The 20,762-nt window shown below is 74.2% G+C and carries 15 protein-coding genes and 2 riboswitches; of the genes, 7 read left to right on the forward strand and 8 right to left on the reverse strand.

What is annotated here, in order from left to right; all coding sequences use genetic code 11:
- Positions 1 to 27 precede the first annotated feature (27 nt).
- The 4 genes from metE to ACWDR0_RS13580 form a co-directional block, all read right to left on the reverse strand.
- Positions 28 to 2,346 (reverse strand): 5-methyltetrahydropteroyltriglutamate--homocysteine S-methyltransferase, encoded by a 2,319-nt coding sequence (metE, locus tag ACWDR0_RS13565; RefSeq protein WP_456351819.1) that lies wholly within the window; start codon positions 2,344 to 2,346, stop codon positions 28 to 30.
- 160 nt (positions 2,347 to 2,506) lie between these two features.
- Positions 2,507 to 2,729: riboswitch (cobalamin riboswitch) on the reverse strand.
- 90 nt (positions 2,730 to 2,819) lie between these two features.
- The gene (locus ACWDR0_RS13570) at positions 2,820 to 4,094 is read right to left on the reverse strand and encodes an MFS transporter (protein ID WP_456351820.1); all 1,275 of its coding nucleotides are present in this window, start codon (positions 4,092 to 4,094) and stop codon (positions 2,820 to 2,822) included.
- An 82-nt stretch (positions 4,095 to 4,176) separates the two neighbouring features.
- Positions 4,177 to 4,707 (reverse strand): carboxymuconolactone decarboxylase family protein, encoded by a 531-nt coding sequence (locus ACWDR0_RS13575; protein ID WP_456351821.1) that lies wholly within the window; start codon positions 4,705 to 4,707, stop codon positions 4,177 to 4,179.
- 60 nt (positions 4,708 to 4,767) lie between these two features.
- On the reverse strand, positions 4,768 to 5,736 hold the full coding sequence (locus ACWDR0_RS13580; RefSeq protein WP_456351822.1) for a hypothetical protein: 969 nt from the start codon (positions 5,734 to 5,736) through the stop codon (positions 4,768 to 4,770).
- Between the two features lie 199 nt (positions 5,737 to 5,935).
- Between ACWDR0_RS13580 and ACWDR0_RS13585 the strand changes: the two genes are divergently transcribed.
- The 4 genes from ACWDR0_RS13585 (at position 5,936) to ACWDR0_RS13600 (ending at position 9,404) form a co-directional block, all read left to right on the forward strand.
- A complete protein-coding gene (locus ACWDR0_RS13585; RefSeq protein WP_456351823.1) occupies positions 5,936 to 6,334 on the forward strand; it encodes a VOC family protein in 399 nt (132 codons plus the stop codon).
- A gap of 171 nt (positions 6,335 to 6,505) precedes the next feature.
- Positions 6,506 to 6,670, forward strand: a complete 165-nt coding sequence (locus ACWDR0_RS13590) for a hypothetical protein (protein ID WP_456351824.1) — start codon at positions 6,506 to 6,508, stop codon at positions 6,668 to 6,670.
- A 41-nt stretch (positions 6,671 to 6,711) separates the two neighbouring features.
- Positions 6,712 to 8,574, forward strand: coding sequence for a hypothetical protein (locus ACWDR0_RS13595; protein WP_456351825.1), 1,863 nt, complete (start codon positions 6,712 to 6,714; stop codon positions 8,572 to 8,574).
- A 185-nt stretch (positions 8,575 to 8,759) separates the two neighbouring features.
- Complete coding sequence (locus tag ACWDR0_RS13600; RefSeq protein ID WP_456351826.1) at positions 8,760 to 9,404, forward strand: DUF1326 domain-containing protein; 645 nt, start codon at positions 8,760 to 8,762, stop codon at positions 9,402 to 9,404.
- A 191-nt stretch (positions 9,405 to 9,595) separates the two neighbouring features.
- Here ACWDR0_RS13600 and cobN read toward each other — a convergent pair whose 3' ends face one another.
- On the reverse strand, positions 9,596 to 13,198 hold the full coding sequence (gene cobN, locus ACWDR0_RS13605; protein WP_456351827.1) for a cobaltochelatase subunit CobN: 3,603 nt from the start codon (positions 13,196 to 13,198) through the stop codon (positions 9,596 to 9,598).
- Positions 13,199 to 13,251: 53 nt separating this feature from the next.
- Positions 13,252 to 13,328: riboswitch (cobalamin riboswitch) on the reverse strand.
- A 103-nt stretch (positions 13,329 to 13,431) separates the two neighbouring features.
- Between cobN and ACWDR0_RS13610 the strand changes: the two genes are divergently transcribed.
- The 3 genes from ACWDR0_RS13610 to ACWDR0_RS13620 are packed head-to-tail and all read left to right on the forward strand — an operon-like array spanning position 13,432 to position 17,259.
- Positions 13,432 to 14,985: a cobalamin biosynthesis protein CobG gene (locus ACWDR0_RS13610; RefSeq protein ID WP_456351828.1), complete on the forward strand. Its 1,554-nt coding sequence runs from the start codon at positions 13,432 to 13,434 to the stop codon at positions 14,983 to 14,985.
- A gap of 46 nt (positions 14,986 to 15,031) precedes the next feature.
- The gene (locus ACWDR0_RS13615) at positions 15,032 to 15,664 is read left to right on the forward strand and encodes a precorrin-8X methylmutase (protein ID WP_456351829.1); all 633 of its coding nucleotides are present in this window, start codon (positions 15,032 to 15,034) and stop codon (positions 15,662 to 15,664) included.
- A complete protein-coding gene (locus ACWDR0_RS13620) occupies positions 15,661 to 17,259 on the forward strand; it encodes a precorrin-2 C(20)-methyltransferase (RefSeq protein ID WP_456351830.1) in 1,599 nt (532 codons plus the stop codon). Before ACWDR0_RS13615 ends, ACWDR0_RS13620 begins: the two co-directional genes overlap by 4 nt.
- A 318-nt stretch (positions 17,260 to 17,577) precedes the next feature.
- On the opposite strand, the gene ACWDR0_RS13625 is transcribed toward ACWDR0_RS13620, so the two are convergent.
- The 3 genes from ACWDR0_RS13625 to cbiE all read right to left on the reverse strand — a co-directional run bounded on the left by ACWDR0_RS13625 (position 17,578) and on the right by cbiE (position 20,600).
- A complete protein-coding gene (locus tag ACWDR0_RS13625; RefSeq protein WP_456351831.1) occupies positions 17,578 to 18,342 on the reverse strand; it encodes a cobalt-precorrin-6A reductase in 765 nt (254 codons plus the stop codon).
- A gap of 195 nt (positions 18,343 to 18,537) precedes the next feature.
- A complete protein-coding gene (gene cobM, locus ACWDR0_RS13630; protein ID WP_456351832.1) occupies positions 18,538 to 19,287 on the reverse strand; it encodes a precorrin-4 C(11)-methyltransferase in 750 nt (249 codons plus the stop codon).
- Positions 19,284 to 20,600, reverse strand: coding sequence for a precorrin-6y C5,15-methyltransferase (decarboxylating) subunit CbiE (gene cbiE, locus ACWDR0_RS13635; RefSeq protein WP_456351833.1), 1,317 nt, complete (start codon positions 20,598 to 20,600; stop codon positions 19,284 to 19,286). The genes cobM and cbiE overlap by 4 nt, the downstream gene beginning before the upstream one ends.
- Positions 20,601 to 20,762 lie beyond the last annotated feature (162 nt).

Consider the following 20,762-nt stretch of genomic DNA (forward strand, 5'->3'; position numbering starts at 1 on the left):
GGTCGGCCCCACCGGAGTGGTGTTCCGTCAGGAATCGGGCAGTTCGCCGCGGACCGTACGGGCCGCGGCGACCAGGTTCTCCAGGGCGGCCCGGGTCTCGGGCCAGGCGCGGGTCTTCAGTCCGCAGTCGGGGTTGGCCCAGAGGCGTTCGGCGGGGACCGCGCGGAGGGCGGTGCGGAGGAGGGCGGCCAGCTCCTCGGGGGACGGGATCCTCGGGGAGTGAATGTCGTAGACGCCGGGGCCCGCTTCGCGGGGGTAGCCGTGGGCGGCGAGTTCATGGGCGATCTGCATATGGGAGCGGGCCGCTTCCAGGCTGATCACGTCGGCGTCGAGATCGTCGATGGCGTCGACGATGTCGCCGAACTCGGCGTAGCACATATGGGTGTGGATCTGGGTCTCCGGCGCCGTGCCGCCGGTGGTGAGGCGGAAGGCCTCGGTGGCCCAGGCGAGATAGTCCGCGTGCCCGGCGGTGCGCAGGGGCAGGGTCTCCCGGAGGGCGGGCTCGTCGACCTGGATGATGCGGGTACCGGCCGCTTCGAGGTCGTTCACCTCGTCGCGCAGGGCCAGGGCGACCTGGCGGGCGGTGGTGGCGAGGGGCTGGTCGTCGCGGACGAAGGACCAGGCGAGCATGGTGACCGGGCCGGTGAGCATGCCCTTGACCGGACGGTCCGTGAGGGACTGGGCGTAGCGGGTCCAGCGGACGGTCATGGGGTCGGGGCGGGAGATGTCGCCGGCCAGGACGGGCGGCCGGACATAGCGGGTTCCGTAGGACTGGACCCAGCCGTTCCGGGTGGTGAGGTAGCCGGTGAGCTGTTCGGCGAAGTACTGCACCATGTCGTTGCGTTCGGCCTCGCCGTGGACGAGGACGTCGATTCCGGCCTTCTCCTGGAATGCGACGACCTCCCGGATCTCGGCCTTGACGGCCTCCTCGTAGGCGGCGGTGCCGATACGTCCGGTCCGCAGGTCGGCGCGGGCGGTGCGCACTCCGGTGGTCTGCGGGAAGGAGCCGATGGTGGTGGTCGGCAGCGGGGGCAGTCCGAGGTGCGCGCGCTGGGCCGCGGTGCGCGCCCCGTAGGGCTGGGAGCGGCGGGCGTCGGCCGCGGTGACGGCGGCCGTCCGGGCGCGGACCGCCGGGTCGTGGGTGAGGGACGAGGCGGCCCGGGCGGCACGGGCCGCACGGTTGGCGGAGAGTTCGCCCTCGACGGCGGCGGTTCCGTGGGTCAGTCCGCGGGCCAGGGTGGCGATCTCGTCGGTCTTCTGCCGGGCGAAGGCCAGCCAGCGCAGGACACCGGGGTCGATATCGCGTTCACCGGCGGTGTCGAGGGGGACATGGAGCAGGGAGCAGGAGGCCGCCACGTCGACCCGGTCGGCGAGCCCCAGCAGGGTGCCCAGGGTGCCGAGGGACTTCTCCAGGTCGCCGGTCCAGATATTGCGGCCGTCGACGACTCCGGCCACCAGGCGTTTGCCGGGGAGACCGCCCGCGGCGGCGAGGTCGTTCAGGTTCGCGGCGGCGGGGCCGGTGAAATCGATCGCCAGTCCTTCGACGGGGGCTGCGGCCAGGACGCGGAGCGCCTCGCCGAGCCGGTCGAAGTAGGAGCCGACCAGGATGCGGGGCCGGTCCGCCAGGGTGCCGAGGTCGCGGTAGGCGCGGGCGGCGGCGTTCAGTTCGGCGGGGGTACGGTCCTGGACCAGGGCGGGTTCGTCGAGCTGCACCCACTCGGCGCCGGCCGCCCGCAGCCGGGCGAGGACCTCGGCGTAGACCGGGAGCAGCCGGTCCAGCAGGGTCAGCGGGTCGAAGCCGGGGGCGGTGCCGGGCGCGGGCTTGGCCAGCAGCAGATAGGTGACGGGGCCGACCAGGACCGGCCGGGCTGCCGCGCCGAGGGCGAGGGCCTCCCGGAGTTCGGCGAGCTGCTTGGCCGGATCGGCGGTGAAGACGGTGTCCGGTCCCAGCTCCGGGACCAGATAGTGGTAGTTGGTGTCGAACCACTTGGTCATTTCCAGCGGCGCGGTGTCCCGGGTGCCCCGGGCCATCGCGAAGTACCCGTCCAGCGGGTCGGCGGCGACGGCGGCGCGGTGCCGCTCCGGGATCGCGCCCACCATGACGGTGGTGTCGAGGACGTGGTCGTAGTACGAGAAGTCACCGGTGGGGACTTCGCCGATACCGGCGTCGGCGAGCTGCCGCCAGGTGGCCCGGCGCAGCCCGGCCGCGGTGGTGTGGAGGGCGTCCGCGGTCACGGTGCCCTTCCAGTAGCCCTCGACGGCCTTCTTCAGCTCCCGGTCCCGCCCCTGGCGGGGGTAGCCGTACACGGTGGCACGTGCTGCCGCGGCTGCGGACTTGGTGGTCACGGAGATCTCCTTCGCGAGATGAATCCCTGAGATCCCGGCAACGGGACGAGAAGCGCGAAGGGTGACGTACCGGACGGCCGGGCCGGGTTGTACGGCACGATCCGCAGGTATGTACGCCGACCCGCCCTCGAGGTCACCGGAATATCCGCGCACGGAGACGTCCGCGCGCGGGCAACGGGCAGGTCTTCGGACTCGCGGGCACGCCTGCCGGTCTCCCGGCGGGCACCTACTGGCCGTCGCTTCCCAGGCCCGGCTCGGGCCCAGTGCGTATGACGGCGGTCGTTCCCGCTCACCGCTGCGGGGCAGTCCCGGATTTTCACCGGGTTCCCTCTTACGGCGCGCCCGTCCGGCTGACGGGGCGAACCAGTTGCACGGGCCAGCCTATGCCACCGGCGGTACGGCGACGGTCCCCGTCCGCCGTACGGACGGCGGGCGGGGACCGGGGTGGTGCGGGAGGAGCAAGGAGCTTTTTCTCAGGCGGCCTTGGAGAGGGCGGACCGGCCGGTCCGGGCCACGGGCCGGAGCGGGGTCGCGGGGCCGGCCGCGGGGCGTCGGCCCTCCTGCCGGGGCCAGAGGAGAAGGGCGCCCGCGGTGCCCGTGACGGCGAGGGCGGCGAGGACGGACCAGGTGAGGACGTAGCCCCCGTGCGTACCGAGCCATCCGGCGATGGGGTAGGTGATCAGCCAGGCCAGGTGCGAGAGGGAGAACTGGGCCGCGAACGCCTGGGGGATCGCGCTCCGTTCGACGGAGGCCCGCAGGACCGCGCCGGTCGGGGTGATGACCAGGGCCATACCGGCGCCGATGACGGCCCAGACGACCGCCGTACCGGCGCGGGAGGCCAGGTCCGCCGCGACCGTGATCACCGCGGCGATAGTGCCGGTGACCAGGACTCCGGCGCCGGTCGTCATGACGGTGCGGGCGGCGACCCGGTCGAGGATCCGGGGCAGTACGAGGGCGGCCAGGAGGGTGCCGCCGCCGGAGGCGGCGAGCATCCAGCCGACGTCCGACTGCGAACCGCCGAGTTCGTCGCGGACGTAGTTGACGGTGTTGACGACGACGATCGAACCGGCCGCCGCGACCACCAGGTTGAGGGCCATGACGCCGCGCAGCCGCGGGGTCCGCAGGAAGGTCCGGATGCCCGCCGCGGCCTTGTCCCAGGCCCGGGTCTGGGTGGTGGGGCGGGCCTCGGGGATACGGGCCGGGAGGACGAGCAGTGCGGAGATCAGGAAGCCGGCGGAGGTGCCGAGGAACAGCCAGTTGAAGCTGATGAACGCCAGGGCGACCGCGGCCAGGACCGGGCTGAGCAGGCTCTCCATGGTGGAGGCGACCTGGGAGGCGGACAGCGCCCGGGTGTAGTCGGACTCGTCGGTCACGACATCGGGGATGACGGCCTGGAAGGTCGGGGTGAAGGCCGCGGAGGCGGCCTGGAGCAGGCCGATCAGTACGTAGATGTGCCAGATCTCGGTGACGAACGGCAGGGCCAGGACGACCGCGGCGCGCACCACGTCGAGGAGGACCAGGAAGGTTCTTCTGGGGAAGCGGGCGGCGTAGGCGGCGGCGAGCGGGGCGATGACCACGTACATGACCATCTTGACGGTCAGGGCGGTGCCGAGGACGGTACCGGCGCTCGGGCCGGCGAGTTCGTAGGCGAGCAGTCCGAGGGCCACCGTCGTCAGCCCGGTCCCGAAGAGGGAGATGATCTGGGCGCTGAAGAGATAGCGGTAGTCGCGGTTGGCGAAGAGGGCCATGGCGGTGTTCCTTCCGGGTCCGTGCGGCGGGGCACGGCCCCTCCGCGGGGTCCGTGCCCCGCGGCGGGAGGCGGTGGCGTTCCTAGTCATCGGTGCCGCTCTCCGGGACGAGGCCGGCGAGCAGGTTGAACGAGCCGGTGAGGATGTTGAGGGCGACGACGCCGACCACATCGGCTATCGCGCGGTCGCCGTAGCCGTGGGCCCGCAGTGCGGCGACCTCGTCGTCGGTGATCGACGCCGGTTCGCGGTAGATCCGGAGGGCGAGGGCGATGATCGCGGCGATCGCGGGATCGGCCGAGGTGCCCTCGCGGGCCCGCTCGATCTCCTCCTCGGCCACTCCGAGCGCGCGGGCCGCGCCGGTGTGGGCGTCGAGACAGAGCCCGCAGCCCTGCTGGACCTGGACGGCGATGGAGATCCGTTCGCTGATCCTGCGGTCCAGCTTGGCCCGTCCCATGGCCCGGCTGAGCTGGAGGTATCCGCCCAGTACGGCGGGTGAGTGCGCCATGGTGGAGACCATGTCGCCGATCCGGCCGTGACGGGAGACCAGCTCGGCGAGGAGGTCCCGCGAGGCGCCGACGGCGGTTTCGGGGGTGAGGGCGGTCAGACGTGGCATGACGGTCCTTCCGGTACGGGCAGGTTCCGGGTCGGCTGCCGGCCGGTGACCCGCCCGGGGTCAGTGGTGCCCATGGTGGCCGTGGCCGTGGTGGTGGCCCGGGTGCGCGGGGGCGGCCGGGGTCTCGGCGCGGGGTTCCGCACGGGTCTCGGCGTGCGGCTCGGCGTGGGGCTCGGCACGGGGTGCTTCCGGCGCGCCGTGGGCGCTCGCGGTGCGTACCGTGAACTCGGCGGTGCGGACGGTGCCTTCGTGCTGGAAGTCCAGGTAGAGGCGGTAGGTGCCGGCCGAAGGCGCGGCGGCCATGAAGGTGATCCCCGGCCCCGGTTCGGTGACACCGTCACCGGGCTCGCCCTCGGGGTGGACATGGAGATAGCCGAGGTCGCCGACCCGCAGCGCCACCAGGTGTCCGTACGCGCCCAGATAGGGCTGGAGGTCGGTGACGGGACTGCCGTTGCGGCTGACGGTGAGGGTCAGGTCGCTCGCGGCGCCGGGGAGCAGTTCCCCGCCGAGGGCGACGGTGTACTCGCCGGTGCGGGCGGTCCGGGTGGCCTCGGGGAGCGGCCGGGGGTCGTACTGCCCGGCGACCGAGGCGTCGATCCCCAGGGTGATGGTGCCGTCGTGGCCGGTCGGGTGGATATCGGCGAAGAACCGCCAGGCTCCCGGCTCCAGGGTCAGCTCGACCGTCCAGGTGCCGTGGTGGTCCATCACCGGGTGCACGTGCTGGAATCCGGCCGTGTCCCGCCGGACGGCGATGAGGTGCAGCGTCTTCTCGTGCTCGGGGGTGAAGTCGGTCACCGGCCGGCCGTCGGGGCCGGTGATCCGGAAGGAGACCGTCTGCGGTCCGGCGGGCAGGATCACCGAGTCGAATTCGAGGGTGTATCCGCTCTCGGAGACCGAGAGCCCGCCGGGGCGGGCCGCGGCGTGTCCCGCGTGACCGGCGTGTTTGCCGTGACCGGCGTGGCCCTCATGACCGCTGTGGCCGCCGTGGGTGCCGTGGCCGGTGGTCGCGTGGACGGAACTGGTGGTCATCATCGTCTCCATCTGTGTGCTGTGCCTTCGGGCGTCTCCGCCGTTCGAGGAACAGCATACCCCCCGGGGGTATTCCCGCAAGGGGTAATTTCCGGAACGGGGAAGATCGGTGAGCGAGCACCGCCCACTGGGCCCGGCGGCGGGCGGGGAGCGGGCCGTGCCGGGGAGTGCCCGGGGCCCGGGCGGGTAGGCGCGCGTCATGGCTGTGAAGAAGACAAGCGTGCTCGTTCTGGACTGCACGGATCCCCTGGCGCTGGCGGAGTTCTACGCCGGTCTCCTGGACGCGGAGGTCCGTCCCGGCCCCGACCCCGAGTTCATCGAGATCATCGGACACCGGGGCGTCCATCTGGCCATCCGCCGGGACCCCGGCCACGCCCCGCCCAGCTGGCCCCGCCCCGAGGACGCGCTCCAGGCCCATCTGCGGATCCTGGTGGCGCGGGAGGACCTCGACGAGGCGGAGCGCGAGGCGATCGGGCTCGGGGCGAGGCCGGTCGACAGCGAGGGGAAGGGCGGTCCCCGCGAAGCGCGTGTCTACTCCGACCCGGCGGGCCACTCCTTCACCCTGGCCGTCTCGCCGCCGCCCCTGCCGCGGCGCTGATCCGGGCCGGTCATCCGCTCGCCCTCAGCGGACACAAGGACGTCGACGAGGACTCCCGGCGCGGTATCTGGCGGGACACGTCCGTCCTCCGCACCCGTATCCTCCGCGGCCATATCGAGCCATATCGAGGCCGGCGGGGAGGCCGCGGCCGAACAGGTGGCGTCGGGCAGCGTGCATATCCGTCCCGCCGACTTCGTCCGGCAACTCACCACCTTCCGGGCCGAAGCGGAGACGCTGCCCGCCAGGGCCGCGGTGCTGGGGCGCTTCGGCCGCTTCTTCTTCGGCAGGCTCTGGGACGTGTACGGACAGCGCGTCCTACCCTGGTCCCCCTTGTGACGAGGGGCGGACGAGCGCCCCGGGCCGACGGAGGAAGCACCGTGAACATCGACGAACTGCGCGGGCAGGCGGCGGAACTCCGTTTCACCCCGCAGAAACCGGTCCGCTGGCTGGCTCCGCGGGAACTGGCCCGTACGGGAGTCAAGGTGGCACTGGCCGCCGTGTTCGCCGGCTACTCGGACAAGCGCGAAATACAGGGCGCGCTGGAGGCCGGTCTGCTGCGGGCGCCGCTGGCGGACCCCGGTGCGGAGGAGCTCTGGTTCGACTTCGTGGCCGACCTCGGGGACGGCTTCGAATCGACCTATACGGTGGCGACCGCCCTGGCGGCGGCCGAACTCCCGGTCGCCGGGCCCGGCGGCGCCACGGAAACCGGGGGCACGCTCCCCCGCGGTTCCCTGCTGGTCCTCGGCGGGGACCAGGTATATCCGGTGGCGTCGACCACGGCCTACGAGGACCGGATGAAAGGGCCCTACCGGGCCGCGCTCCCGTCGGCCCCGGACCAGCCGCTGATGGTCGCGCTGCCGGGCAACCACGACTGGTACGACGGCCTCACCGCCTTTCTGCGGATCTTCGTCCAGGGCCAGCGCATCGGCGGCTGGGAGACCCGGCAGACCCGCAGCTACTTCGCGGTGAAGCTGCCCCGGCGCTGGTGGCTGGTGGGGCTGGACAGCCAGCTCGGCTCGTACATAGACGATCCGCAGCGGCGCTACTTCGAGACCCATCTGTCGCCGCTGCTGGAACCGGGCGACAGTGTGATCGTCTGCTACGCGGCGCCCACCTGGGTGAAGAGCGCCGAGGACCCCGACGCCTTCAACTCGCTGCACTGGTTCGACCGGAACATCGTCCGGACCTCGTACGACCGGAAGACCGGGACGCGTTCGGAGACGGGCGCGTCCATACGGCTCTGGCTGACCGGCGACAAGCACCACTACGCCCGCTACGAGGAGCGGCTCCCGGGCGACCCGCCCGGATCCGGCGGCGGCCTGCCGCCGGACCCCCTGCGGCGCCAGCTGGTGACCTGCGGTCTCGGCGGCGCCTATCTGGCATCCACGCACGAGCTGCCGGCGGCCCTGGCACTGCCGCCCGCCGGTTCCCGGATGCGGGAGAAGGACAGCCCGCCGGACGACTTCGCGCTGGCCCGGACGTATCCCGCCGCCGCGGAGTCCCGGTCGCTGGCGCGGGCGATAGCCCGGCCCTGGTCACGGCACTGGCTGCCGCGCCGGAACCCCGGGTTCGCCGCACTGGCGGCGACCCTGCAGGCGGTACTCGTCCTGCTGGTCAGCGGGGTGTTCGCGCTGGCGGAAGGCCGGCGAAACCCCGCGGACGCCCTGCGCGGCGCCGACTCCGGGGATCTGTCCGGGCTGCTGATCGCGAGTGCCGGGCTGTTCGCCCTGACCGCGCTGCTGGGCCCGGCCGGGCGGGCGGCTCCGCCGGGACGGGCGAAGAAGCTCCTCGTACCGTCCGTACCGGCGGTGTGCCAGCTGGCGCTCGCCGTCGGGACACTGGCCGCCGCCGTCGCCCTGGCCGGTGCGGTGCCCCCGTCCTGGAAGGGCTTCGCCCTCCTGGCGATGCTGCTGGCCGTCGGCGCGGTGTCCGGCGCCCTCCCCGGCTCCCAGTTCTTCGCCTGGTGGGTGCTGTGGACCCGGACCGGCGCGGTCGCCGACTGGCAGATGTCGGGGCAGTCCGTCGACGACCGTACGGGATTCCTCCGGATGCACATCGCCCCGGACGGCACCCTCACGCTCCGGGCGCTGGTGATCGACCGGACCTGCCGGGACTGGTCCGTCGAGGAGGTCCCGGACACCCCGGCCCCCTGGCTGCGGCCGGTGCCCGCGGTCAGGCCGGCCGTCCAGTTGGCCGAGGAGCCGATCGTGATCGCGCCGACCCCGGGTTCCGGCAGCTAGCAACCACCGGGGTACGGGACCCCGGGCGCACCGCCGCGCTTCCGGTGCGGCGGTGCGCCCGCGCTCCGGGTGCACGGACGCCCTCAACTCCATACCCCCTGCGGGTATTTGACACGGCCACGGACCCCGGCTTAGCCTCCTTGTATGCATACCCCACCGGGGTATCACAATGGAGGGGAAGGCCTATGAGCGCATCGAACTGGCACCTCAAGGGCGAGTGGTTCGACGTCTGTAGTTGCTCGATGCCCTGTCCGTGCACCTTCGCGCAGGCTCCGACCGGCGGCACCTGCCGGTTCACCCTGGTCTGGCAGATCCACGAGGGGCACTTCGGCGATGTGCGGCTGGACGGCCTGGGGATCGTGGCGCTCGGCGAGTTCCACGGGAACATGTGGGTGGACGACCCCGACGCCACCATGACGGCGATGTTCTACATCGACGCGAAGGGGACGCAGGAGCAGCGCGACGCGCTGGAGGAGATCTTCCGCGGCAATGTCGGCGGCTGGCCGGGCAAGTTCGGCTCGCTGATCACCGAGGTGCGCGATGTGCAGTACGCCCCGATCCGCTGGGACGCGGCGGACGATCTCGGGTACTGGCGGGCGACCGTCTCCGACAAGGTGAGCGTGGGGGCCACCGCGCTGACCGGACCCACCGCGGACCCGAACCGCCGGGTACAGCTGATCAACGCACCGGGGGCGGAGGTGGGGCCCGGCCAGATCGCGACCTGGGGCGTGGTGAACGACGACCGTGCCGAGGGCTTCGACTTCTCCGCCGAGTACCGCGGCGGGTCCAGCAAGCACTTCCCGTTCGACTGGCGGCCGGACGCCGCCTGACGGAAAGCTGAAGCGGGGGCGGAAACGGCGACGTAGCCGGAGCCGGAGCCCGGCGCGCGAGCCGGGTGAGCACGGAGTGGCAAAAGGGGAACAAGAGGGGCCGGGAACGGGCCTCCGGCCGTCTGCAATACGGCCGGAGGCCCGCCCGTCCCGGGAGGGTGCGCGTCCCGCCGGGGGGCGGGGCGGGCCCCTCAGTCCTCGCCCTCCAGCGCGCCCTCGGTCTCCAGGTACGCCTGGCGCAGCGCCTCCAGCACCGCGGGGTCCGGCTTCTCCCACATACCGCGCGACTCCGCCTCCAGCAGCCGTTCGGCGATACCGTGCAGGGCCCAGGGGTTGGCCTGCTGGAGGAACTCCCGGTTGACCGGATCCAGCACGTACTCCTCGGTCAGCTTGTCGTACATCCAGTCCGCCACGACGCCCGTGGTCGCGTCGTAGCCGAAGAGGTAGTCGACGGTGGCGGCGAGTTCGAAGGCGCCCTTGTAGCCGTGGCGGCGCATCGCCTCGATCCACTTGGGGTTGACGACCCGGGCGCGGAAGACCCTGGACACCTCCTCGACCAGGGTGCGGGTGCGGACGGTCTCGGGACGGGTGGAGTCGCCGATGTACGCCTCGGGGGCGGTGCCGCGCAGGGCGCGGACGGTGGCCACCATGCCGCCGTGGTACTGGAAGTAGTCGTCGGAGTCGGCGATGTCGTGTTCGCGGGTGTCGGTGTTCTTGGCCGCGACCGCGATCCTGCGGTACGCCGTCTCCATCTCGTCGCGGGCGGGCCTGCCGTCGAGGCCGCGGCCGTAGGCGTAGCCGCCCCAGACCGTGTAGACCTCGGCCAGGTCGGCGTCGGTGCGCCAGTCCCGGGAGTCGATGAGCTGGAGGAGTCCGGCTCCGTAGGTGCCGGGGCGGGAGCCGAAGATCCGGGTGGTGGCGCGGCGTTCGTCGCCGTGTTCCGCGAGATCGGCCCGGACATGGGCGCGGACATGGTTGCGCTCCTCGGGCTCGTCGAGCCCGGCGGCGAGGCGTACCGCATCGTCGAGGAGGCCGACGGCGTGCGGGAAGGCATCGCGGAAGAAGCCCGAGATCCGCAGGGTGACGTCGATCCGGGGGCGGCCGAGCTCCTCGTACGGGATCGCTTCCAGGCCGGTCACCCGGCGGGAGGCGTCGTCCCAGACGGGCCGGACCCCGAGCAGGGCGAGGGCCTCGGCGATGTCGTCGCCCGCGGTGCGCATGGCGCTGGTGCCCCAGAGGGAGAGGCCGACGGAGGTGGGCCAGGTGCCGTTGTCGGCGCGGTACCGCTGGAGAAGGGAGTCGGCGAGGGCCTGGCCGGTCTCCCAGGCGAGGCGGGAGGGGACCGCCTTGGGGTCGACGGAGTAGAAGTTACGGCCGGTCGGGAGGGTGTTGACCAGTCCGCGCAGCGGGGAGCCCGAGGGTCCGGCGGGGACGAAGCCGCCGTTCAGGGCGTGCACCGTGTGGTCGAGTTCGGCGGTGGTGCCGGCCAGCCGGGGGACGACCTCGCGGGCGGCGAACGTCAGTACGGCGGCGACCTCCTCGCCGTGCTCGGTGGGCACGGCCGCCGGGTCCCAGTCGGCGTCGTCCATCGCCTGGACGAGGGCCCGGGCCCGCTCCTCCGCGGCGTCGGCCGTGGTGCGGGTGGCGGCGGACTCGTCGAGGCCGAGGGCCTCGCGCAGCCCCGGCAGGGCGGTGCTGCCGCCCCAGATCTGGCGGGCGCGGAGGATGGCGAGGACCAGATTGACCCGGTCGGCGCCGGCCGGCGCGGCGCCCAGGACATGGAGGCCGTCCCGGATCTGGGCGTCCTTGACCTCGCACAGCCAGCCGTCGACATGGAGCAGGAAGTCGTCGAAGCCGTCGTCGTCGGGGCGGTTCGCCAGGCCGAGGTCGTGGTCGAGCCGGGCGGCCTGGATGAGGGTCCAGATCTGGGCGCGGATCGCCGGGAGCTTGGCCGGGTCCATGGAGGAGATCTGGGCGTACTCGTCGAGGAGCTGTTCCAGCCGGGCGATGTCGCCGTAGGAGTCGGCGCGGGCCATCGGCGGCACGAGGTGGTCGACGAGGGTGGCGTGGACCCGGCGCTTGGCCTGGGTGCCCTCGCCCGGGTCGTTGACCAGGAAGGGGTAGACCAGCGGCAGATCGCCGAGGGCGGCGTCGGGCCCGCAGGCGGCGGAGAGTCCGGCGTTCTTGCCGGGCAGCCACTCCAGATTGCCGTGCTTCCCGAGGTGGATCATGGCGTCGGCGCCGAAGCCGCCGTCCGCGGCGGAGGCGGCGATCCAGCGGTAGGCGGCCAGATAGTGGTGCGACGGCGGCAGGTCGGGGTCGTGGTAGATGGCGACCGGGTTCTCGCCGAAGCCGCGCGGGGGCTGGATGAGGATCAGCAGATTGCCGTAGCGCAGGGCCGCCAGGACGATATCGCCGTCGGGGTTGGCGCTGCGGTCGACGAACATCTCGCCCGGCGCCGGGCCCCAGTGCTCCTCGACGGCCTCGCGGAGTCCGCCGGGCAGGGCGGCGTACCAGCGGCGGTAGTCGGCGGCGGGGATCCGGACCGGGTTGCGGGCGAGCTGCTCCTCGGTGAGCCAGTCCTGGTCGTGGCCGCCGGCCTCGATGAGGGCGCGGATGAGTTCGTCGCCGTCGCCGGAGGCGAGTCCGGGGATGTCGGTGGTGCCGAAGTCGTAGCCCTCCTCGCGCAGCCTGCGGAGCAGGGCGACGGCGCTGGCGGGGGTGTCGAGTCCGACGGCGTTGCCGATCCGGGAGTGCTTGGTCGGATAGGCGGAGAGGACGAGTGCGATCCGCTTCTCGGCGGCCGGGATATGGCGGAGGCGGGCGTGGCGCAGCGCGATTCCGGCGACGCGGGCGGCGCGCTCGGGGTCGGCGACGTACACCGGGAGGCCCTCGGGGTCGATCTCCTTGAAGGAGAACGGGACCGTGATCAGGCGGCCGTCGAACTCGGGCACGGCTATCTGCCCGGCGGCGTCGAGCGGGGAGACGCCCTCGTCGTTCTCCTCCCAGACGGACCGGGAGCCGGTGAGGCACAGGGCCTGGAGGACGGGTACGTCGAGGCGGGTGAGGGCCCCCGCGTCCCAGGACTCGTCGTCGCCGCCCGCGGACGCGTCGGCGGGGCGGGTACCGCCCGCGGCGAGGACCGTGGTGACGACGGCGTCGGCGGCCCGCAGGGCGTCGATCAGCTCGGCCTCGGGGGCGCGGAGGGAGGCCACGTACAGCGGCAGCGGGCGGCCGCCCGCCTCCTCGACGGCGTCGCACAGGGCATGCACGAAGGCGGTGTTGCCGCTCATGTGGTGGGCGCGGTAGTAGAGCACCGCGATCACGGGTCCGGCGGCGTCCGGCCGGGCGGTGCGCTCCAGCGGCCCCCAGGTGGGGGCGGACGCGGGAGCGTCGAAGCCGTGGCCGGTGAGGAGCACCGTGTCGGAGAGGAAGCGGGCGAGCTGCTCCAGATTGGCCGGACCGCCGTGGGCCAGATAGGCGTGGGCCTCGGCGGCGATGCCGACGGGGACGGTGGAGGCGGCCATCAGCGAGGCGTCGGGGGCCTGTTCGCCGGTGAGGACGACCACCGGGCGGCCGCCGCCGGACTCCTCGCCGAGCAGCAGGTCCAGACCGTCCTGCCAGGCCCGCAGGCCGCCGAGGAGCCGTACGACGACGAGGTCGACGCCTTCGAGGAGGGCGGGCAGGTCATCGAGCGGGAGCCGGGCGGGGTTGGCGTACCGGTACGGCACCGGGCCGCCCGCCGCCCGGGCGCTGAGCAGGTCGGTGTCGGACGTCGACAGGAGCAGGATCATGCGGCGCCTGGCCTTCCTCGGGGTCCGCGCCCCGGGCGGTGTTCGGACGGCGGGAGTTCCTGGCTCGCGCGGCCCCTTCGGGCCGGGCTCACAGTGGCGGGACCGCGCCGGATTCGCACCGGGCTTCCTCCCCTGTCGCCGTCGTGGCGATGGCGGACCGGATGGTCCGCCGATGAGCATAGTAAGGGCCGCGGCCGGAAAGGGTGGAGGGTGCATCGGATGTGATGGTCGGTATGCTCGCCGCCATGTCCACGGCCCCCTTCCCTCCGTCGTCCCAGGCCACAGCGGTCTCGCGGGACCGGGGCGACGCATGCCCGGGCACTTTGAAGCTGCACGACGCGGACGACGGGGCGCTCGCCCGGGTCCGGGTGCCCGGCGGTGTGGTCACCGTCGCGCAGGCCCGGGCGCTGCTGGACGCGGCCCTGCGGCTGGGCGACGGCGCGCTCCATCTGACCTCGCGGGGCAATGTGCAGCTGCGGGGGCTGCGCGGGGGCTGCGGTGCGGAGCTGGCCGCGGTGCTGGACGCCGCCGGGCTGCTGCCGTCGCCGGAGCACGAACGGGTCCGCAATATCGTCGCCTCGCCGCTGTCCGGTCTGGACGGCGGCGGTGACGGTGCCGGCAGCGGGGGCGGCGGGGTGCGGGACGTCCGGCCCTGGCTGACCGCCCTGGACGCGGCGGTGTGCGCGAGCCCGGCGGCGCGGGCGCTGTCGGGCCGGTTCCTGTTCGCGCTCGACGACGGTCGCGGGGACGTGGCGGCGCTGGGCGCCGATGTGACGGTACGGGCGGTCGCGGGCGGAGACGCCGGGGGCGGTAGGGGCTCCGGGGGCTCCGGGGACGGATACGCCCGGTCGCTCGGGGATGCCGGGAGCCTCGAAGGATCTGGGGACGCCGGGGGCGGTGGAGACGCCGCGGCCGTCGCCGGGGCCGGATCCGCCGGTGAGCCGGGACGCACCCGGGGCGCCGGGGACCTCGGCCCCCTCGGAGGTGCCGGGGACGCCCTGCTCAGGGTGGGCGCGCCCGGCTCGGGCCACGGCTCCGGCGACGTGCTGCGGATCTCCGGGGCCGACGCCCCGCGCGCCGCGCTGCTGACCGCAGAAGCGTTCCTGCGAACCGTACGGGAGTCCGGCTCCCGGGTCTGGCGGATCGCCGAACTGGACCTTCCGCCGGGCGCGTTCCTCCGGCTCGCCCGCACCGCCCTCGCCGACCACGGCATCGTCTCGGCACCGGAGCCCGCGCCGGAGCCCGGGTACGGTACCGGCGCCCCCACCCCCGGAATCACCGGGTCCGCCCTCTGTGCGCAGGCCCCGCTGGGCGTGCTCACCGCCGCCCAGTGGCAGGAGGCGGCGGACATCGCCGCGGACACCCCGGCGGGCGAGCTGCGGCTCACACCGTGGCGCGGCCTCGTCGTCCCGGTCCCGGGGCTCGGCCCCGCGGACGCCTCCGCCGCCCTCGGCCGACTCTCCCGCGCCGGTCTTGTCACCGACCCCGGATCCCCCTGGCTCCGGGTCGGCGCCTGTATCGGCAGCCCCGGCTGCGCCCGCTCCCGCTCGGACGTCCGGGCGGACGCCGTCCGCGGCCTGGCCGCCGCGGGCCGTTCGGCCCTGCCGCTGTACTGGTCGGGCTGCGAACGCCGCTGCGGGCACCCGCCCGGCGACCGGATCGACGCGGTCGCCGCCGAAGACGGCGGCTACCGCCTGAGCACCGGCGGCCCGGGCCACCCGCCCGGGACCGCTTTCCTGGAGGACCCCGCCCGGCTCGCCGACGCCCTGGCGGACCTCGCCCCATGAACCCCACGACAGCCGTACCACGACCGAGAGCAGCGAGAAGAACACCGTGACCACGTACGACTACGAGAAGGACGGGGCGGAGATATACCGCCGGTCCTTCGCCACCATTCGCGCGGAGGCGGAGCTTTCCGCCCTGCCCGCCGACGTCAGCCGGGTCGCGGTCCGCATGATCCACGCCTGCGGCATGGTCGACCTGGTGCGCGACCTCGCGTACTCCCCCGGTGCGGTCGCCCGCGCCCGGGAGGCGCTGCACGCCGGTGCGCCGATCTTCTGCGATGTGCAGATGGTCGCCAGCGGGGTGACCCGCAAACGGCTGCCCGCGGACAACGACGTCGTCTGCACCCTCGGCGATCCCGCCGTGCCCGCGCTGGCAGCGAAGCTCGGAACCACCCGCAGCGCCGCGGCGATGGAGCTGTGGCGCGACCGGCTGGAAGGTGCCGTGGTCGCCGTCGGCAACGCGCCGACCGCGCTCTTCCGCCTGCTGGAGATGATCGACGAGGGCGGGCCCCGGCCGGCCGCCGTCATCGGGGTGCCCGTCGGCTTCATCGGCGCGGCCGAGTCCAAGGACGCCCTGGCCGACCATCCGTCCGGCCTGGAGCACCTGGTCGTACGGGGCAGGCGCGGTGGCAGCGCGATCGCCGCCGCCGCGCTCAACGCGATCGCGAGCGAGGAAGAGTGAGCGGCAAGCTGTACGGGGTGGGGCTCGGCCCCGGTGACCCCTCCCTGATGACCGTGAAGGCCGTGCGGGCGATCGCCGAAGCGGATGTGGTCGCCTATCACAGCGCCCGCCACGGGCGTTCCATCGCCCGCTCCATCGCGGCGGAACACCTCCGCGCGGACCAGGTCGAGGAGGCGCTGGTCTATCCCGTCACCACCGAGACCACCGATCACCCCGGGGGCTACCGGGGCGCGATGGAGGACTTCTACACGGAGGCCGCCGCCCGGCTCGCCGTGCATCTGGACGCGGGCCGTACGGTCGCGGTCCTGGCCGAGGGCGACCCGCTCTTCTACGGCTCCTATATGCATATGCACAAGCGGCTCGCCGACCGCTACGACACCGAGGTCATCCCCGGGGTGACCTCGGTATCGGCCGCGGCGGCCCGGCTGGGCACCCCGCTCGCCGAGGCCGAGGAGGTGCTGACGATCCTGCCGGGCACGCTGCCCGAGGAGGAGCTGACGGCACGTCTGGCGGCCACCGACGCGGCCGTGGTGATGAAACTGGGCCGTACCTTCCCCAAGGTCCGCCGGGCACTGGAGGCCTCGGGCCGGCTGGCGGAGGCCCGGTACGTGGAGCGGGCCACGATGGCCGGGGAGCGGCTGGCCCCTCTCGCCGAGGTGGCGGAGGAGTCGGTCCCGTACTTCTCGGTGGCGGTACTGCCGAGCCGGATCGGCGCGATGGCTCCCGCCGGGGCCTCTGCGGGGGATGCGGAGGAGCCGGTGGCCGCCGGACCCGGCGACGCCCCGGGCAGCGCCCCGGCCGCGGGTGCGGATACCGGTGCGGGCACGGGTGCGGGTGCCGGTGGCAGCGGTGAGGTCGTGGTGGTCGGCACCGGGCCCGCGGGCCCGCTCTGGCTGACGCCCGAGAGCCGCGGCGCCCTCGCCGCCGCCGACGACCTGGTCGGCTACACCACCTATCTGGACCGGGTGCCGGTCCGGCACGGCCAGCGCCGCCACGGCTCCGACAACCGGGTCGAGGCGGAGCGGGCCGAGTTCGCCCTGCAACTGGCCCGGCGGGGCAGGCGGGTGGCCGTCGTCTCCGGCGGCGATCCCGGGATCTTCGCGATGGCCACGGCCGTCCTGGAGGCGGCGTCCGCCGAGGAGTACGCGGAGGTGCCGGTACGGGTACTGCCCGGGGTGACCGCGGCCAACGCCGCCGCCGCCCGGGCGGGCGCCCCGCTGGGCCACGACTACGCGACGATCTCCCTCTCGGACCGGCTCAAGCCGTGGGAGGTCATCGCCGGACGGCTCCGCGCGGCCGCCGCCGCGGATCTGGTGCTGGCGCTGTACAACCCGGGCTCCCGCAGCCGGACCTGGCAGGTCGGCAAGGCCCGTGACCTGCTGCTGGAGCACCGGGCCCCGGACACCCCCGTGGTCGTCGCCCGGGACGTGGGCGGCTCCGGCGAGCGGGTGCGGATCGTACGCCTCGCGGAGCTGGACCCGGCCGAGGTCGATATGCGGACGATCCTGCTGGTCGGCTCCTCCCAGACCCGGACGGTCCGCCGGGGCGACGGCGAGGAGATCGTCTGGACCCCGCGGCGCTACCCGGAGGAGTAGGCACCACCGGAGCCCGGGGCGCCTCCCGCCGGGGCGCCTCCCGCCGGGGCGCCTCCCGCTGGAGGTACCCGGGGCCTCCGGGGCGGGGCGCTCGCGGTGCCGCAGCCGTGCCGGAGGGCGTGGCGGGTCGAGTACCCGCCTGGCCCCTCGGACCGAGCGCGATGCGGACAGCGCCGTAACACCGGGGTTGGACGGCCGGCTGCGGGCCGTCATGGGCTGTTCGCGCAGTTCCCCGCGCCCCTTCATGCCCCGGCCCCGGGGCCGGGGCGTAGCGGTTGGGACCGCGTGAACGGCCCGCGTCCGGGAAGGTACCCCCGACTACGGTGTACGGCCGCCCCGCGCGAGGGTGTCCGCGAGCCATCGGGTTGCCGATTCCGGGTCCGGGACCACCGGGACGCCCTCCGGTGCGGGGGGTCTGCGGATCACCACGACCGGGAGTCCGGCCTCCCGGGCGGCCGTCAGCTTCGGGGCGGTGGCCGCTCCCCCGCTGTCCTTGGTGACCAGCACGTCGATCCGGTGGCGGCGCAGCACCTCGCGCTCCCCGTCCAGGGTGAACGGGCCCCGGTCCAGCAGGACGGTGGTGTGCGGGGGCCGGGGGCCCTCGGGCGGGTCGACCGAGCGGACCAGGAACCAGAGGGCGTCCAGGGCGGCGAAGGCCCCGAGTCCCGTACGGCCGGTGGTCAGGAAGACCCGCCCGCCCAGCGCGGGCAGCAGCTCCGCCGCTTCTTCCAGGGACTCGGCCTCGTGCCAGTCGTCGCCGTCCACCGGCGCCCAGCCCGGGCGCCGCAGCGCGAGCAGCGGGAGCCCGGTGAGGGCCGCGGCCCGGGCCGCGTTGAAGCTGATCGTCCCGGCGAAGGGGTGCGTGGCGTCCACGAGGGCGTCCACCGCGTGCGTACGGAGCCAGAGCGCGAGCCCCTCGGGGCCGCCGAAGCCGCCGATCCGTACCTCGCCCGGCGGCAGTCTGGGCGCGGCCACCCGCCCGGCGAGCGAGTTCGTCACCCGCAGCCCTGGAAGCGGCGCGGCCGCCAGCAGTTCGGCCAGCCGGCGGGCCTCGGTGGTGCCGCCGAGGATCAGTACGTGCACGGCGGACCCGTTCCCGGCATCGTGGCATCCCTTCGGTCGGGGTGGGAGAGAGATGTGGTCCGTCCGGGACCGGGGGCAGGGCCGGTTGGACCGGCGGACCGGCCAGGATCCCGGCCGGAGCGAGGGGCTTCGCCGGGCCCGGCGCGGGCGGGCAAGGGGCAGGCCCTCACCGCTACCACCGCCGCTCCGCGCGGCTCAGCAGATGTGCCGGTCCCGCTCCGGCGAGTACAGGTGGCTGTCCCGGAACTGCTCCGCGCCCAGGGTGCGGCCGACCATGATGACGGCCGTGCGCAGCACCCCCGCCTCCTTCACCTTCTCCGCGATCTCGGAGAGCGTGCCCCGGATGATCAGTTCCTCGGGCCGGGAGGCGTACGCGACCACGGCGGCGGGGCAGTCGGCGCCGTAGTGCGGCAGCAGCTCCGCCACCACGCGGTCGACGTATCGCGCGGCCAGGTGCAGCACGATCAGCGCGCCGCTGCGGCCGAGGGTGGCGAGGTCCTCGCCCTCGGGCATGGGGGTGGCCCGCTGCGCGATCCGGGTGAGGACGACGGTCTGGCCGACCGTCGGGACGGTCAGCTCCCGCTTGAGGGCGGCGGCGGCCGCGGCGAAGGCGGGGACACCGGGGACGACCTCGTACGGAATGCCGAGCGCGTCGAGCCGCCGCATCTGTTCGGCGACCGCGCTGAACACCGAGGGGTCCCCGGAGTGCAGGCGGGCGACGTCGTGGCCCTCCTCGTGGGCCCGGACGAACTCGGCGGTGATCCGGTCGAGGTCGAGCTGCGCGGTGTCCACCAGCCGGGCGTCCGGCGGGCATTCGGCCAGCAGTTCGCGGGGGACCAGACTGCCCGCGTAGAGACAGACCCCGCAGGCGGCGAGGGTCCGGGCGCCGCGCACCGTGATCAGGTCGGCGGCGCCGGGCCCGGCGCCGATGAAGTACACGGTCATTTCTCTGCTCCTGCCGTCTCGAACGTCTCGGTCGCCGCTGCCGGGCCTCCGCTCCCGCCGGGCGGCTTCTCCACCGCCCACTGGGTCACCGGCATCGCCTGCCGCCAGCCGGTGAAGCCGCCCACGGGCACCGCGCGCGCCGTCGCCAGCCGTACCAGCTCGCCGCCGTGGCGGCGGTGGGCGGCGGCGAGCAGCGCCTCCGATTCCAGGGTCACCGTGTTGGCCACCAGCCGTCCGCCGGGCCCGAGGGCCTGCCAGCAGGCGTCGAGGAGGCCAGGCGCGGTGAGCCCGCCGCCGATGAACACGGCGTCCGGCCGGGGCAGTCCGGCGAGGGCCCCGGGGGCGCTGCCGGTGACCACCCGCAGCCCCGGGACGCCGAGCCGGTCCGCGTTGCGGGCGATGCGCGCGGCCCGCTCCGGGTCGCGTTCGACGGTGACGGCCCGGCAGGACGGATGCGTCCGCAGCCATTCGACGGCGATGGAGCCGGAGCCGCCGCCGATGTCCCAGAGCAGTTCGCCGAGGGCCGGTGCCAGCACCCCGAGGGTGGCGGCCCGGATATGCCGCTTGGTGAGCTGGCCGTCGTGTTCGTACGCCTCGTCCGGCAGGCCGGGGACCGCGCCGAGGCGCAGGGTGCCGGGGGCGCGGTCGCACTCCACGGCAACGATGTTGAGGGGGTCGCCCGGCGGGTCCGCGGGCGGCCAGTCGTCGGCGGCCGTGGCGCCGGTGATCCGCTCGCCGGGTCCGCCGAGCCGTTCCAGGACCCGGATCCGGCTCGGGCCGAAGCCGCGGTCCCGCAGCAGGGCGGCGACCTCTCCGGGCGTGGCGGCGCCCGCGCTGAGCACCAGCAGCCGGCGGCCGGGGTGCAGGGCGGCCGCGATCCGGGCGGTGGGGCGGCCGACGGCGGTGACCACCTCGACGTCCTCGACGGGCCAGTTGAGCCGGGCGCAGGCGTAGGAGACGGAGGAGGGGTGCGGCAGCACGCGTACGGCACCGGTGCCGAGCACTTCGGAGACGGCGCGCCCGATGCCGTAGAACATGGGGTCGCCACTGGCCAGTACGGCGATCCGGCGGCCGGAGTGCCCGGCCAGCAGACGGGGTACGGCGGGCCGCAGCGGCGAGGGCCAGGCGATCCGCTCCCCGGCGCACTCGGCGGGCAGCAGGTCCAGCTGGCGCGGACCGCCGATCAGGACCTCGGCGGCGAGGAGTTCCGCCCGGGCGGTACCGGGGATGCCGTCCCAGCCGTCGGCACCGATACCGACGACGGTCACGGCCGCGGTCGCGGCGGCATCGGCTGGGGGCGGGGCGGGGGTCACTGCGCGGCACCTCGGGGTCCGGACGGGTATCGGAGACGCACTCTACGGGGCTCCCACCTGCGCGGTACCGCTCGGGTGCGGATCCCGGCGGTCTGTCGTCCCGGCTCCGGGCACACCGCTCCCGTGGACGGAGCGGTCAGGCTCCCACCACCCCATTTCGTC

It is taken from the genome of Streptomyces sp. NPDC003691 (assembly GCF_053981115.1).

Bases quoted from the DNA above. Each gene is read 5' to 3' on its own strand.
- ACWDR0_RS13575 (WP_456351821.1), bottom strand. From the start codon at position 4,707: ATGCCACGTCTGACCGCCCTCACCCCCGAAACCGCCGTCGGCGCCTCG.
- ACWDR0_RS13570 (WP_456351820.1), bottom strand. From the start codon at position 4,094: ATGGCCCTCTTCGCCAACCGCGACTACCGCTATCTCTTCAGCGCCCAG.
- cobM (WP_456351832.1), bottom strand. From the start codon at position 19,287: ATGACCGTGTACTTCATCGGCGCCGGGCCCGGCGCCGCCGACCTGATC.
- ACWDR0_RS13610 (WP_456351828.1), top strand. From the start codon at position 13,432: ATGCTCGCCGCCATGTCCACGGCCCCCTTCCCTCCGTCGTCCCAGGCC.
- ACWDR0_RS13585 (WP_456351823.1), top strand. From the start codon at position 5,936: ATGGCTGTGAAGAAGACAAGCGTGCTCGTTCTGGACTGCACGGATCCC.
- ACWDR0_RS13580 (WP_456351822.1), bottom strand. From the start codon at position 5,736: ATGACCACCAGTTCCGTCCACGCGACCACCGGCCACGGCACCCACGGC.
- cobN (WP_456351827.1), bottom strand. From the start codon at position 13,198: ATGATCCTGCTCCTGTCGACGTCCGACACCGACCTGCTCAGCGCCCGG.
- ACWDR0_RS13600 (WP_456351826.1), top strand. From the start codon at position 8,760: ATGAGCGCATCGAACTGGCACCTCAAGGGCGAGTGGTTCGACGTCTGT.